This is a genomic window from Paenibacillus sp. RC67, from assembly GCF_030020805.1.
In the GTDB taxonomy this organism is placed as follows: domain Bacteria; phylum Bacillota; class Bacilli; order Paenibacillales; family NBRC-103111; genus Paenibacillus_S.
In genome coordinates this window covers 2,236,547-2,250,504 of record NZ_CP125098.1, presented here as the reverse complement: position 1 = coordinate 2,250,504, position 13,958 = coordinate 2,236,547, and the positions used below count along the sequence as shown (strand labels likewise).

Annotated in this window: 13 protein-coding genes; 2 read left to right on the top strand and 11 right to left on the bottom strand. The window is 46.0% G+C overall.

Annotated elements, in window-relative coordinates; translation table 11 throughout:
• Positions 1-39 precede the first annotated feature (39 nt).
• The 4 genes from clpX to QMA13_RS10085 form a co-directional block, all read right to left on the bottom strand.
• Positions 40-1,305 carry an ATP-dependent protease ATP-binding subunit ClpX gene (gene clpX, locus QMA13_RS10100; protein ID WP_282941245.1) on the bottom strand — a complete coding sequence of 422 codons (1,266 nt, stop codon included), beginning with the start codon at positions 1,303-1,305 and terminating at the stop codon, positions 40-42.
• Positions 1,306-1,316: 11 nt separating this feature from the next.
• Positions 1,317-1,910: an ATP-dependent Clp endopeptidase proteolytic subunit ClpP gene (gene clpP, locus QMA13_RS10095; RefSeq protein ID WP_282941244.1), complete on the bottom strand. Its 594-nt coding sequence runs from the start codon at positions 1,908-1,910 to the stop codon at positions 1,317-1,319.
• A 321-nt stretch (positions 1,911-2,231) separates the two neighbouring features.
• The gene (tig, locus tag QMA13_RS10090; protein WP_282941243.1) at positions 2,232-3,515 is read right to left on the bottom strand and encodes a trigger factor; all 1,284 of its coding nucleotides are present in this window, start codon (positions 3,513-3,515) and stop codon (positions 2,232-2,234) included.
• 149 nt (positions 3,516-3,664) lie between these two features.
• Positions 3,665-4,336 (bottom strand): hypothetical protein, encoded by a 672-nt coding sequence (locus QMA13_RS10085; RefSeq protein ID WP_282941242.1) that lies wholly within the window; start codon positions 4,334-4,336, stop codon positions 3,665-3,667.
• 62 nt (positions 4,337-4,398) lie between these two features.
• Here QMA13_RS10085 and QMA13_RS10080 point away from each other — a divergent pair, with 62 nt between their 5' ends.
• Positions 4,399-4,551 carry a hypothetical protein gene (locus tag QMA13_RS10080; protein WP_282941241.1) on the top strand — a complete coding sequence of 51 codons (153 nt, stop codon included), beginning with the start codon at positions 4,399-4,401 and terminating at the stop codon, positions 4,549-4,551.
• A gap of 133 nt (positions 4,552-4,684) precedes the next feature.
• On the opposite strand, the gene QMA13_RS10075 is transcribed toward QMA13_RS10080, so the two are convergent.
• From QMA13_RS10075 to QMA13_RS10060, 4 genes are all read right to left on the bottom strand, one after another.
• A complete protein-coding gene (locus tag QMA13_RS10075; RefSeq protein WP_282941240.1) occupies positions 4,685-5,854 on the bottom strand; it encodes a Ger(x)C family spore germination protein in 1,170 nt (389 codons plus the stop codon).
• A complete protein-coding gene (locus QMA13_RS10070; RefSeq protein ID WP_282941239.1) occupies positions 5,851-7,293 on the bottom strand; it encodes a spore germination protein in 1,443 nt (480 codons plus the stop codon). Before QMA13_RS10070 ends, QMA13_RS10075 begins: the two co-directional genes overlap by 4 nt.
• On the bottom strand, positions 7,293-8,357 hold the full coding sequence (locus QMA13_RS10065) for a GerAB/ArcD/ProY family transporter (protein WP_282943358.1): 1,065 nt from the start codon (positions 8,355-8,357) through the stop codon (positions 7,293-7,295). The genes QMA13_RS10070 and QMA13_RS10065 overlap by 1 nt, the downstream gene beginning before the upstream one ends.
• A gap of 205 nt (positions 8,358-8,562) precedes the next feature.
• Positions 8,563-8,907 (bottom strand): hypothetical protein, encoded by a 345-nt coding sequence (locus tag QMA13_RS10060; protein WP_282941238.1) that lies wholly within the window; start codon positions 8,905-8,907, stop codon positions 8,563-8,565.
• Positions 8,908-9,305: 398 nt separating this feature from the next.
• Here QMA13_RS10060 and asnB point away from each other — a divergent pair, with 398 nt between their 5' ends.
• The gene (gene asnB / locus QMA13_RS10055) at positions 9,306-11,150 is read left to right on the top strand and encodes an asparagine synthase (glutamine-hydrolyzing) (RefSeq protein ID WP_282941237.1); all 1,845 of its coding nucleotides are present in this window, start codon (positions 9,306-9,308) and stop codon (positions 11,148-11,150) included.
• A gap of 102 nt (positions 11,151-11,252) precedes the next feature.
• Here the strand turns inward: asnB and QMA13_RS10050 are convergent, their stop codons facing one another.
• The 3 genes from QMA13_RS10050 to QMA13_RS10040 form a co-directional block, all read right to left on the bottom strand.
• Positions 11,253-11,870: an XTP/dITP diphosphatase gene (locus QMA13_RS10050; protein ID WP_282941236.1), complete on the bottom strand. Its 618-nt coding sequence runs from the start codon at positions 11,868-11,870 to the stop codon at positions 11,253-11,255.
• Positions 11,851-12,615 (bottom strand): ribonuclease PH, encoded by a 765-nt coding sequence (gene rph, locus QMA13_RS10045; protein WP_282941235.1) that lies wholly within the window; start codon positions 12,613-12,615, stop codon positions 11,851-11,853. Before rph ends, QMA13_RS10050 begins: the two co-directional genes overlap by 20 nt.
• 213 nt (positions 12,616-12,828) lie before the next feature.
• Positions 12,829-13,875, bottom strand: coding sequence for a GerMN domain-containing protein (locus tag QMA13_RS10040; protein ID WP_282941234.1), 1,047 nt, complete (start codon positions 13,873-13,875; stop codon positions 12,829-12,831).
• Positions 13,876-13,958 lie beyond the last annotated feature (83 nt).

Here is a 13,958-nt window from a genome sequence, read left to right as displayed (position 1 = left end):
TGGCTATTGAACAGATTGGAGGCTGTTGTGGTTTAGTTATTAAGCACTTTCTTCTTTTTTCTTAACGGATTTATCGTCTTTATCCGTAATTTCCGGGGTGATTTTGGCCTGGATCGACTCTTTGGTTACAACGCAAGTTGAAACCTCGGTACGAGAAGGTGCTTCATACATGACATCCAGCATGATGCTCTCGATAATAGCTCTTAAGCCGCGGGCGCCTGTATTGCGTTTAATGGCTTCACGAGCAATTTCTTCGAGTGCTTCTTCGTTGAATTCAAGTGAAACATTATCCATCTCCAGCATTTTTTGATACTGCTTGACAAGAGCGTTTTTCGGCTCAGTCAAGATACGTACCAAAGCAGCTTCATCAAGTGGCTCCAATGTCGAGATGACTGGCAAACGGCCGACAAATTCAGGAATCAAACCGAACTTGAGCAAATCTTCCGGTAATACCATGGAGAGGTACTCGCCCGGTTTCAAGTCTGCTCTGTGACCATCGGTACCGAATCCGATCACTTTTTTGCCGATTCTGCGTTTAATGATCTGTTCCAGACCATCGAACGCACCGCCGCAGATGAACAAAATGTTCGTTGTATCGATTTGGATGAACTCTTGATGAGGATGTTTACGTCCGCCTTGTGGAGGAACGGAAGCAACTGTACCCTCCAAAATTTTCAATAGGGCTTGCTGTACACCTTCGCCTGAAACATCACGCGTGATGGAAGGGTTCTCTGATTTACGTGCCACTTTATCGATTTCATCGATATAAATAATTCCGCGTTCAGCCTTCTCAACATCGTAATCTGCAGCCTGGATCAGCTTCAGCAAAATATTTTCAACATCTTCCCCTACATAACCAGCTTCCGTCAAAGACGTAGCATCGGCAATAGCGAAAGGCACATTCAAAATTTTGGCCAGCGTTTGAGCCAGTAACGTTTTACCGCTTCCTGTAGGACCTAACAGAACGATGTTACTTTTTTGGAGCTCTACATCTTCCAATTTGCTTTGCTGCGAGTTAATCCGTTTATAGTGATTGTATACGGCTACGGAGAGCGATTTTTTCGCTTGATCCTGACCGATTACGTATTGATCCAGAATAGCACGGATTTCTTTTGGTTTCGGTACATCCTTAAGATCCAGCTCTTCCTCGTGGCCGAGCTCTTCCTCAACGATTTCCGTACACAGCTCAATGCATTCATCGCATATATAGACGCCTGGTCCAGCAACTAATTTACGGACTTGTTCTTGAGATTTTCCGCAAAACGAGCATTTGAGCTGGCCTTTTTCATCATTAAATTTAAACATGCAATCACTCCTTATCCATTCAGTTCGCTACGAGTGATAACCGCATCGATAAGCCCATATTCCTTGGCTTCTTCAGCGCTCATGAAATTGTCACGGTCCGTGTCCCGCTCAATCTTCTCAAGCGGCTGCCCCGTACGATCCACATAAATTTGATTCAGCTTTTGCTTGGTTTTAATGATCCAGTCTGCATGAATTTTAATATCCGATGCCTGACCTCTCACGCCTCCCAGAGGCTGATGGATCATAACCTCACTGTTCGGCAGCGCAAAACGCTTACCTTTAGCTCCTGCCGTTAACAACAAGGAGCCCATGCTCGCCGCCATACCTACACAAATGGTAGAGACGTCCGGCTTTATGAACTGCATTGTATCATATATACCCATTCCGGCAGTTACTGAACCGCCCGGTGAATTGATGTACAGAGAAATGTCTTTCTCGGCATCCTGCGCGGACAAAAACAGCAACTGCGCAATAACGAGGTTGGCAACATCATCGTCAATGGCACTGCCGATAAAGATAATGCGGTCTTTCAATAGGCGGGAATAAATGTCATACGATCGCTCCCCGCGTCCTTCTTGCTCAACAACCATAGGTATCAGACCCATTGTTCCAACCCCTTTGCTCAAAAATTGACTTGCAAAATACATTGTAGCACGTTTAAAAACATTTCGCGAATTCTCCATGCTCCCTGAGTAAAAACTCGGTTCTGCTTAAGCAAAACCCTCAACAAAAACATGGGTCAACGCATTGCTATGTAATTCGAAACTCTCTTATGTACTTCCGATAAAACGTTGGACGTATGTTGATGATTGAAGCTTAAACATGCATTACACTATGTATTAAACAAAAGGGCCAGGTGGCGAAACCTTGCCTATAGAGAAAGGCACGCATATGGACACGTGCCTTAACCTCCTATGTGAACCTTATTATTTGCTGTTAGCAACCAAGAAACCAACGGTTTTGGTAACTACCAAGTCATGTTTCAGGTCGTTCAAGTTGCCGTTTGCTTCCAAAATAGCGCGAAGCTCTTCAGTCGAGCGTTGGTACATTTGGGACATTTGTTGCAATTGTTCATTAAGTTCTTCCTCAGTAGCTTCCAAGTTCTCAGCCTTAGCAATAGCTTCCAGAACAAGGTTGTTCAGCACACGCTTCTCAGCGTCACCGCGCATTTGCTCTTTCAACACATCGTCGTTTTGGCCTGTGAATTGGTAGTACAGTTCAAGGTTCATACCTTGGCTGGACAAGCGATTCTCGAATTCTTTGAGCATTTGCTCAGTTTCATTCTCGATCATTACTGGCGGAATCTCCACTTTTGCGTTTGCTGCCGCTTTTTCAACTACATCTGCTTCTTTTTTACGAAGAGCTTCTGTTTCTTTACGTTGTTTCAGCTTGCCTTCCAGATCTTGCTTGAATTCTTCCAACGTTTCAAATTCGCTAACGTCTTTAGCAAATTCATCGTCCAAAGCTGGCAAGTTTTTGCGTTTGATGTCATGCAGCTGAATTTTAAATACAGCTTCTTTGCCCTTCAGATCTTCGGAGTGGTAGTCTTCAGGGAAGGATACCGTAATATCTTTTTCTTCGCCTTTTTTCAAGCCAACCACTTGCTCTTCGAACCCAGGGATAAAACTGCCAGTACCAAGCTCAAGAGAATACTTCTCTGCTTTGCCGCCTTCGAAAGCAACGCCGTCAACGAATCCTTCGAAATCGATGGATACTACATCGCCGTTTTCTGCAGCGCCATCTTCTACAGGAACCAGTTCTGCATGGCGTTGTTGCAATTTAACCAACTCTTCGTTTACTTCTTCAGCTGTTACCGCTGCATCTTGAGCTTCAATCTCAAGGCCTTTGTATTCGCCCAGTTCTACTTCAGGCTTAACTACAACTTTAGCTTTGAATTTCAAAACTTGGCCTTTACCGAATTGCTCTACGTCTACTTCAGGACGATCAACAGGAGTAATTCCTGTTTCATTAACTGCTTCAACGTAAGCTTCTGGTACAACGATGTCCAAAGCTTCTTGATACAAGCTTTCGACGCCGAATTTAGATTCAAAGATCGCACGAGGTACTTTACCTTTACGGAAGCCTGGTACGTTTACTTTGGTTACTACTTTTTTAAATGCTTTGTCCAGTGCAACGGCTACTTGGTCCGCTTCCACTTCAATATCAAGAACTCCAACGTTCTTCTCTATTTTTTCCCAGCTTGCTTTCATTTTATGCTTTCCCCTCCAAAAATTATCCATCACAATTTTTCACGTTCTGACGAATAAGGGTGCAGTGCTTGTCCCAGTCGTCAATATAACCATTCTATTATAACATATACCTTCGTCTTTTCAAGTTGCAGTTCGTTGAAAATAATTATTCAATCCCGAAGCCTGCCTGTGAACGTCGCAGAAGCGAACTGCTGCATGATACGATAAGCCTGTTCCCACTGGAAAACCAGCTCGTTCGTAACACCATATAATTCGAATACTTCCTCCCGATCACCACTCTCAAAAACCCGCTCAAGCAGCACGAGATGAAGCGCCGCGGCCCAAGCGTCTATACTTTCACTATCCATCAAAAGCATTTGACGATACATCGAGGTACCGTACACAAAAGCCAGAAACTCATTCCAAGTCTCCTCCGCAAAATAAGCGAGAGCCGGATTATTCGTTTGGCTATTTTCTTGAATGCGTTCCAAAATGTCGTTAATATGCGTCGGAAACTGATCGAAATCGGACGGCGTGTCCTCTACCTCAACCAGAATAGTCTCACCGTTTTTTTTGAACTGAAGCATCCCTGAAACTCCACGAAGCTTAAGCGTTTGCAGAGCCTTGTACTGGATCATGGGATGCTGCTCTCCTGATGTCAACCATTCAGCCAGCTTCCCGTTAATCCTGGAGTCATCCATAAAAGCTAGCTGCCCCAAAGCAAGCAATTGATTCTCCATGGATTGTGAATCTTGCAGCATCTCCAGCAGCTTGTCCGCATAACCGCTGTCCTCACGCGCTTTGACCGCCAGATGCTCCTCAATATATCCTGCTCGGTCCAATCGTCCTGATCCTGCTCTCCGGACTTTGGACCATACTCTTCAGGAAACATAGTCTGAAGCCATTGCAGCAAGGCATGCCATTCTTCTTGTACCCTATCATCCGGACTTTGACAGGCAAGCAGAAACCGAAGCAGCTCTATAGCCTCTCCGTATCGTTCCGTCTCCAGCATCCGGGTGAGTTCAAACTGATAAAAATCAACGGTTTTGGGGAATAATATTACGTTATCATTCGGTTTTTCGGACAATAGCACACCACCTAACTGACTTCTAAGCAAAAGCCTCTATAAAAGGTTTCTTTATGAAGGTCAGTGTACCCGATTCGGAACCGGAAAGCAAAAGCAACTTGATTTAATCCTTATATGTACGGTAGGTATACTTCCCTGCTGTCGTTAACTCCACATCTACTTTCACGTTACGAAGCGATTCCGGCGTGAGCAGGAACATATCCCCCTTCTCTGTATACAGCTTGTATTTTGATGTACTTCGGTCATATAAATGTTTGCCGAGCCCGAGTAAATCTGTTTTTTGTTTAATCCCTGCCGTATAGGTCTCACGAATTTCCTGCTCAATCATGGTCTGCAGCTGCTTGATTAAGAGAGAAGCTGGAACTTGCTCGTTCAGCTCCGATATAGCTCCCTTCACAATAACGTGGATATCAAAGTTCGGTTTCCCGCCTTGCTCACTGATGTCGACTGCGAACCTGGGTTTCGTTAACCTGGCACCTGCGACATTCTTACCGCCTTCTTTGACAATCACAGGCGCACGATTGGTATGCCGGTCCATCCAGCGCAGCCCCTTCACCTTCTCAACTGGAAAGAAGCCTACCTTCTTCTGCTGCCAAAAAGAGTATACGCCGTCATAACGCAAGGAATCGACAGGATCATCATTCTTTCTCCATACTTCGTTGCCCACGGTAATCGAAGGCAGGAGCAGTGATTGAACTGGTTCGTAATATGCCGCCAAAAAATCATTAAGCCGAATAGGTGTTATATAAGAACGCTGCTTATAGTTATCTATTGGAGTGTGCATTAAAAGGCGCAGCCTGGAACGCTCGAAATTCGGCGTTGATTGGAAAATATCCGTGATGGAATCTTTGGTACCAAATACCCACATCGTGTATCTGAGCTCGTAAAATCGGAATAGCGACTGCAATATATTCGTTATCTCCCCCTTTTCGAGCAGTGAGTCACCAATAACAAGCGATGTTACATGACCCCAGAACAGCCTTCTTTGCGATTCGATCGTAATTTTCTCAATGGCCTCGGCGTAGCTTTTTCCTTTACCGGTCGCGATCCATGCTGGAGTCGGATTCAGATCCAGTCCCTTCTCTGACTTGGCCACCTTATCGAAGCTCAGTAACTGTAAATAAACCACAAACTGCTTGTCATCTTTGGAGTAATCAATACCAATAGCATTGATATAATCGACATTGTCAATATCGACAGAATTCCAACAACCACTTAGCAAGAAAACCAATAACATTAAAAGAACACAAACATGTACCCGCTTCGTTCTCATGTCCCTTCTCCTCCGGACCGATCGGGTGAATTCCCCTGTGTGTGCAGCATCTGAGGCGGCTTCTGCCTTTTTCCTCGCGGAAATTGAAACCATACATAACGTAAGTCCTTCCAGTTAAAAGGCGAATACGGTGCCAAATAAGGGACGCCGAACGATTTTAGATTGGACATATAAATCAGCACAGAAAAGGCTGCGGTAAAAAAGCCGAACAATCCGAAAAAAGAGGCGAGAAAAAAGATATACAACCTTAACATGCCTACCGACATACCAAATAGGCCGTTAACGATTGTAAATTGTGCTGTTGCCGAAACGGCGGCTACCACTAGAGTCGCAGGCGAAGTCAAGCCTGCCTTAATAATAGCATCTCCAATAATTAGACCGCCGACGACGGAAACGGAAGGCCCTAATGCGGAGGGAAGCCGACTTCCAGCCTCCAGAAAGAATTGGAAAAGCAGCAGCATCAGCAGGATCTCCATTGGTCCAGAAAGCGGAGTTCCTGCAGTGGAGACCGCGACCGTGGCAAGTAAAGGAAATGGAATTTGATCCTGATGATATGCTGTAAGTGCCACCCAGAACCCGGGAAGCAAAACCGTTAAGGCTAGCCCCACCCCCCGCATCAATCTTTCGATGTATACCAGAAGAAGAGGCGTGTGTGCATCTTCTGCCACTGACATCATATAAGAAATGTTCACTGGCGCTATCATAGCTGTAGGAATGCCGTCCATCAGGATGACGAAACGTCCTCGCATAAGACTGTTGACCACCAGATCCGTCCTAGTTGTTATATTGACAAGCGGAAAGAAACCTAGTCCGGGTTTGATCAGCATATTTTTCAGCTCTTCCATATTGAAGACGGTATCCACGTTCAACCCTTTTAGCTTGCCTCGAATATCCTCTGCAATGGATTCATTAAGAACATCGTTTAAATAAAGAAGGGATATTTCCGTCCTACTGCGGCTGCCTATAGTAAAGTTCTCACAGCTTAACGTGTTGGATCGGATTCGTTTTCGGATTAATGCAACGTTGGTCGTTACTTGCTCGACGAAGCTATCCCTAGGCCCGTAGACTGTAAGTTCTGTTGTCGATTCTTCAGGGCTTCGTTCAGGTCGGTTAGACGTTTCCACATGATACATGCTGCCTTTCTCCGGCTTAAATACGACCAAATTCCCTCTGAACACTTGATCCATAATATCCTGTTCGGATGGATTTTGCGGAAATGGCTGTAACAGCAGTCCTTCAGCCATTTGTTCCTTACTTTGATGATGTTCCGTTGTATGCTCTCCGCCTTCTTCCCCATGAAGCACCAGCTCCTTGAGCATGACATTGCTGCATAGCCCTTCACAAAAGATGAGCAGAAGCTGCTGCTCTTGCGACGCATGAAATTTAACATCATCACAACGATGAAACAGATTGCGAAGCCTCTCCTCGTTCCAGTTCATTATGCAGATGTCCTCCTCTTCTTGGTCATGAAAGCGACGACGCACAATATACAGGTCAACAATAAGTAGCCGATCAAGGAATATGGCAAGTAAATATATTTCAACCAGTCATAGAAAACAATGTCCCCAATAGGCAAGCACGTTATGAACAAGATAAAAACGGACAAGAGCATAAGAAAGATCGATTTATTCGTCTTCCCCTTGAATGGACTGAGTTCTCCCAAGATATACATGGACAACGACACCCGGACAAAAGCTCCGGAGAACCATTGATAAATGGAGAAGAAATCTACCCGCTCTATGTACTGATGAATAACGACCAGTCTCCACTGCTCAAATGCCGGGTACCGGTGCTTGGCCGATTCTACAGGACCAAATTCGGCTATAGAGCCGGTTATAGGGCCTAATGTTAATATGGTGATGATAAGCCCCAATATGACGAGCTGCCACCACTTCATCTTATGTGAAATATGATGTTGAAACATCAGAATGACGAACAGCTCCGAGAAACCGGAGCCTGCATAAATCATTCCTCGAAGAAGAGGATCCAGCCCGTATTCCAAAATAGGTAGAAGCCTTGAATAATCCTTATTTTGAATATTGGCACTCATCACGAAAAACCCCAGAATGACAACAAACGGGAGTAAAATCCCGGCAGTTATCGCAATGGAATTGATTCCGGAGCGCGCGGAGAAGTAACAAAGACATATGAGCAGAAGTCCTAGAAATATTATTGGTGTTTCCGGTAAATAGGATGATGCCGCCCATGTCACCGTATCCTTTACCGTAATTAATACAACAAACATATAACAGATGAACAATGCCAGCCTTAGAATCCATGCAACGGAACGTCCTGCAACTTCCCTCACCCATTCCAACAAGGGCTGCTGGCTGCTCCTCTTCATAATCCAGTATATAATTCCAATCCAAGCCATAAAGGGAATTACGGTTAAGCATGTTGACACCCATGCGTCTCTTCCGGATATGTCCAATATAACCGGGATGAGGATCACATGGTTGAAAAGTCCCACCGATGTCATGATTATCATAATGACTTGTATCATATTGATAGACTTGGTCAAGCTTCTCACCTCTACCTTAATATGGTGACATTGACGCCTGACAAGTATATTGCCCCAAAACTCTTTTCTAAATCCAACCATGGATGGTAAAGAGACGCAGTCGTCTTTGCGCTTTGCTCATGATTCGGTTAAACAAAAAACAGCGAAAGGGATTTAACCCTTCCGCTGTTGTAAAGCTCTTGCTGTATTAATAAATTTTCATAGCCGCTTGAATTAATTTGGCTTTGATGTTTGGATCTTGATCGATGAAAGCATACATCTTGTCCACCGCATCTTTATTTTGCAAATAATCTTTTTCATTCTGGATCGTTTCGTGGGACCATTCAAGCAATTGTTTCTCGGCAGCGCCTAGCGCGTTCAGAGCTGTATGTAGACCTGTCTGCTCGATCAGCTCCTCTACCTTCTCCTGGTTCACAACACCAAGCAGCTGAACGGTAGCAAGCTTATTTTGAAAAGCCTCGTTCACTCTCTCAAAGTGCTCTTTGGCCTCTTTGTATTGGGTTTGTTCTTTGGATAACTTCGTCTTCTTCATAACGTATGACCACCTCTTCTTCTTGATCGGTTCGGTAGGCTTTACAGCTTTCCGGCAACTTTGAGTAAATCATCCTTTAGCCCGATATCCGTCAGCACCGCAAAAGGCCATATTGGCCAAGAAGATAAACAGAAGCGTCGCTTGAAACACCTTCTTCCCTTCCTAACCGCCTTATGGTTAGAGTGGGATAATCGCTCTTGTTCTATTCATCTTGCATCGACTCTTGATTTGGACCGCTAACGCATAGTGTAAACGGAATTTTCGTTTTTGTCTATCTTTTCCTCTATGAAGGACAGACATTTTATGCTACTGCCTAGCATAACCTTTACCATCATACTGTCGCTGTCGAAAAGCTTGTCATTTTGTAGAACAGAAACAACAGGAGAGGATGAAAGGCCATGTGCGGAATAACGGGATGGATTGATTGGCAAAAAGACTTGACGCAGTATCCGTCTGTTCTCGAACAGTTGACGGATACATTGACGAATAGAGGTCCTGACGCCTCCGGTACTTGGATAACGCAGCATTGCGCGCTTGGACATCGACGCCTGAGCGTTATGGACCCGGCCAATGGCGGCCAGCCCATGGTCCGTAAATACGGAGATAATACGTTCTCCATCGTATATAACGGTGAGCTGTACAATGCCCCAGAGCTTAAGAAAGAGCTGGAGCAGCGTGGCCACAAATTTCAAACCACATGCGACACCGAAGTGCTTCTTGTCTCCTACATTGAGTGGGGACGCGCATGCGTCGATCGATTGAACGGCATATTCGCTTTTGGCGTTTGGAACTCCTTAGAGCAATCGCTATACCTTGTACGGGATAGGCTTGGCGTAAAGCCTCTTTTCTATTCTTATTCGAATGGACGCCTTCTGTTTGGGTCCGAACCCAAAGCGATTTTATCACATCCGGACTTTTCCGCTCAAATCAGCGGCGAAGGACTGGCTGAAATATTTGCTGTCGGACCAGCGCGTACACCCGGACACGGTGTGTACTGCAATATGTTTGAATTAAAACCAGGACATTGTATGACGGTAGACCGCAGCGGAATGCAAATCCGCACCTACTGGAAGCTAGAAAGCAAGCCTCATGAGGACGATGTCGACACTACGGCTGAACGGATTCACGACCTTCTCAAGGATACGGTTGAGCGGCAGCTCGCCTCGGACGTCCCCATATGTACCCTGCTTTCAGGCGGTCTTGATTCCAGCGCTTTGACGGCCTTCGCGGCAAACCATTACCGGGAAAACAATACGGGTATTATTCATACTTATTCCATCGATTATGTAGACAACGATAAGCATTTCAAGGCCAACGACTTTCAGCCCAACTCCGATGCTCCGTGGATTCAAAGAATGACCGAATTTCTTGGCAGCGAGCATCACTTCATCGAGTTCGACACGCCCGAGCTGGTAGAAGCTTTAAAGACAGTCGTGTACGCCCGTGATCTTCCCGGTATGGCTGATGTCGACGGCTCTTTGTACTTATTTTGCCGCGAGATCAAAAAGGACGCTACAGTGGCCATTTCTGGTGAGGCAGCCGATGAAATTTTCGGAGGCTATCCGTGGTTTCACCGTCCAGAAGCTTTAAATGCCAACACATTTCCATGGTCTTTGGCGACCAAAGATCGCGTAAGCCTGCTCTCTCCTGATTTGGTCAACTGGGTGAAGCCAGAGCAGTATGTTCAGGAACGATACCGCCAAGCACTGTCCGAGGTGCCGCGGCTCGCAGGCGAAGATCAACAGCAAAACCGGATGAGGGAAATGTCATACCTTAACATCACCCGCTTCATGCCTACCTTGCTCGATCGTAAAGACCGTATGAGCATGGCGGTAGGTCTCGAGGTCCGCGTTCCTTTCTGCGATCACCGGTTGGTGGAATATGTCTGGAACATTCCTTGGGAAATTAAAACGTCCGGCGATAGGGAAAAAGGAATACTGCGGCGAGCGCTCCGCGGAGTACTGCCGGATGACGTTCTGACACGCAAAAAAAGCCCTTACCCTAAAACCCACAATCCAAGCTACTTGGCTGCTGTACAAAAATGGGTGCTGGAAATATTGGATGATTCCAGTTCTCCGCTGCTTCAGTTCATTGACGCTCCCAAAATCCGCGCTTTGGCGGAAGGCGATGCAAGCCAGTTTAATCTCCCTTGGTTCGGTCAATTGATGACAGGCCCTCAATTGTTTGCTTATTTAGCCCAAGTAGATACATGGCTGCGCCATTACAAAGTATCGATAAGATGATCTATTGTTTTCTTTTCAGATCGTACGAAAGCTCGAACGATGGCCAAAAGGATCGGACCGTATACGCATGCTCCAATGCATAACGGCCCGTTCCTTTTTTGACTATCGTTTGTCCAGATCACTCCACAAAGCTTGTATCGCTTTGCCTCTATGACTGATTTCATTTTTTTGTTCAATGGACAGTTCAGCCATCGTTTTATCCAACGTCGTTATGTAAAAGAGCGGATCGTAGCCGAATCCATGCTCGCCTCGTGGGGCCGCGAGAATCTCTCCCTCGCAGTAGCCCTCGACCGCACTGACAACTTGACCGTCCTTATCTACAAGGCAAATCGCCGATATGAACCTTGCTGTACTGAGTGATTGTGTTCCCTCAGCAGGAAGCTTGGACAGCTCTTCAAGCAGTTTAAGGTTGTTTGCTTGGTCATTCGACGGCTCCCCCGCGTATCGGGCCGAATAAACGCCGGGTTCTCCGTTCAACCGATCGACGCATAAGCCTGAATCGTCAGCAATCGCCGGAACTCTTAAACGCAGGGCAACAGCACGTGCCTTTATTAAGGCATTTGCTGCGAAAGTATCTCCGTCCTCGATTATTTCCGGAATGTCCTCGTAGTCCAGCAAGCTTTTTACTGCAATGCCTTTTTGCCGGAACAACGGCTCAAATTCCTTTACTTTCCCTGCATTGCGGGTAGCAACGACAATCTCAGACCCGAGATTCCGCATGTGAAGTTCTCCTTATACGGTCGGAAATTTCCGGGCCGAGCGCTTGTATCTGCTCCTGAATCATGGATTGAATTCCGGTTTCGGCCAATGCCAGAAGCTCATCCAGCTCTTGGCGCGTGAACGGAGCTTCTTCGCCAGTACCTTGAACCTCAACGAACTTGCCTTGACCTGTCATAACCACATTCATGTCTACTTTAGCTTTGGAATCTTCCTCATAATTCAAATCGAGGCAGGGTTGACCATTAACAACCCCAACGCTAACGGAGCCAAGGAAATCGTTAATAGGATATTTCTGCAAATGCTTTTCTCTGGCAATTTTATCAATCGCATAGGCCATCGCAATGAACGAGCCTGTAATGGAGGTCGTACGTGTTCCGCCATCGGCCTGAATCACGTCACAATCCAGTGTAATCGATCTTTCACCCAATGCTTCCAGGTTAACCACGGAACGAAGAGCTCTGCCAATCAGACGCTGAATCTCCATGGTCCGTCCGCCGAGCTTGCCTTTGGCGGCTTCTCTCTGGTTGCGAACTTGAGTTGCACGGGGCAGCATGGAATACTCCGCTGTTACCCAACCTTTACCCTGACCTTTCATAAAAGGCGGTACTCTTTCTTCGACGGTTGCCGTACAAATGACTTTGGTATCTCCGACCTCAATCAACACCGAGCCTTCGGCATGTTTATTATAATGGGTTGTAATGGTAACAGGACGTGTTTGGTTCGTTGGTCTCCCGTCGCTTCTCATACTGATATACTGCCTCCTTCATGCTATTTGCAATTCCCTAAAAGTGATGTCGAACCTGCTGAAAACGTCCAACACAGCAACGTTTATCCGGCAAATGATTAGCTTCCGGGATTTCTGACAACCACCATTGTACCAGAGTGAGTCTTCGACTTCCAATGATACTACCCATTCTTATGGAAAAGAAGAGGGCACTTAAGCCCCCTTCCATGAGTGCTACATTTTTTGCGGATTGATCGTCGTTGGACGAAGTACCGGCTTGCTGTAGCTTTGGTTATCACTTGTGCTTACTTTAGTGTCTCCATTGACGGTAATCTGAACCTTTGTTGCAGCACCTGTATTTTCGGTTAAAGATAAGACGACTGCTTTTAATGCGTCTGCAGGAGCTTTTTTGTCAGGACCCAGTACTTTGTCGGAAAAATCGACGGTTATGACGTCATCCGCCTTCTTAACCTGCTTGAGCTCGGCACCTGGAGTCATAACTCCAGAGAGAGCTTTTTTGCTATCAGGCCCTACAATGAGTTGTTCGACCACGGCCTGTGCGACGTTATCCGTACGTTTTACAAGACGGGTTACCGGGACATAATACTTGTAATTATCCTTATTTTGCCCAAGGAAATAAAGGGTTACCGGTGTCGATTGTCCGTATTCCACATCTTCTGGTTTTTCCAGGTTGATGCCCATTGCACGGGTTAGCGGCTCATCCAGCGGCGTTCCGCCTTCCGGCATTTCCTTCAGTTCTTTGCCTTCTACGCGAATCTGCACCTTCTCAACAGAAGGAAAGCCCGTTAGAGTCCATGTAATCGCTTCTAATATTTTTCGTTCATCCTGTACATTGTAATTTGTGAACGCGTTGGAAAAATCAACGATAGCAAGCTTCTGATCTTTAACGATATCAATGCCTTTAACTTGCGTCCCTTTCGAAATAAGCGGTGTGAATCCGGCAGGCAGCTGGGTTGCGGAGCGTCCTCCATCAACCATAGCCTCTAATGCCTTCTTGGCTACTTCAACCGACTTTTCTACATTTACAGAGATTGGCGCTAACAGTCCGTTGCCATCTTTGGCATACACGGTTACTGGCATAGGGTTTTGAATGACTGGCGCCGTAGCAGGCTTAGCCGTTGTTGCACTGGCATCAGCTCCGGTAGGCGGAGGATCGATCGATTGCGAATGTTCCTTCGTTCCCAACACCGAGCAGCCCGAGGTGAGCAGCACGACGATGCTTCCTACTGCAGCCCATTGCGTCCATTTATACTGTTTCATGGATGATTCCTCCTTGGAAATAAGGGTTGTTTGTCCTTGTCTCTTTAATCCCACTATACGAGGAGGAGACAAGTTTTATGACA

Bases quoted from the DNA above. Each gene is read 5' to 3' on its own strand.
- asnB (WP_282941237.1), top strand. From the start codon at position 9,306: ATGTGCGGAATAACGGGATGGATTGATTGGCAAAAAGACTTGACGCAG.
- clpX (WP_282941245.1), bottom strand. From the start codon at position 1,305: ATGTTTAAATTTAATGATGAAAAAGGCCAGCTCAAATGCTCGTTTTGC.
- QMA13_RS10070 (WP_282941239.1), bottom strand. From the start codon at position 7,293: ATGAACTGGAACGAGGAGAGGCTTCGCAATCTGTTTCATCGTTGTGAT.
- tig (WP_282941243.1), bottom strand. From the start codon at position 3,515: ATGAAAGCAAGCTGGGAAAAAATAGAGAAGAACGTTGGAGTTCTTGAT.
- QMA13_RS10050 (WP_282941236.1), bottom strand. From the start codon at position 11,870: ATGCGGAATCTCGGGTCTGAGATTGTCGTTGCTACCCGCAATGCAGGG.
- QMA13_RS10060 (WP_282941238.1), bottom strand. From the start codon at position 8,907: ATGAAGAAGACGAAGTTATCCAAAGAACAAACCCAATACAAAGAGGCC.
- QMA13_RS10040 (WP_282941234.1), bottom strand. From the start codon at position 13,875: ATGAAACAGTATAAATGGACGCAATGGGCTGCAGTAGGAAGCATCGTC.
- rph (WP_282941235.1), bottom strand. From the start codon at position 12,615: ATGAGAAGCGACGGGAGACCAACGAACCAAACACGTCCTGTTACCATT.
- QMA13_RS10065 (WP_282943358.1), bottom strand. From the start codon at position 8,357: ATGATACAAGTCATTATGATAATCATGACATCGGTGGGACTTTTCAAC.
- QMA13_RS10075 (WP_282941240.1), bottom strand. From the start codon at position 5,854: ATGAGAACGAAGCGGGTACATGTTTGTGTTCTTTTAATGTTATTGGTT.
- clpP (WP_282941244.1), bottom strand. From the start codon at position 1,910: ATGGGTCTGATACCTATGGTTGTTGAGCAAGAAGGACGCGGGGAGCGA.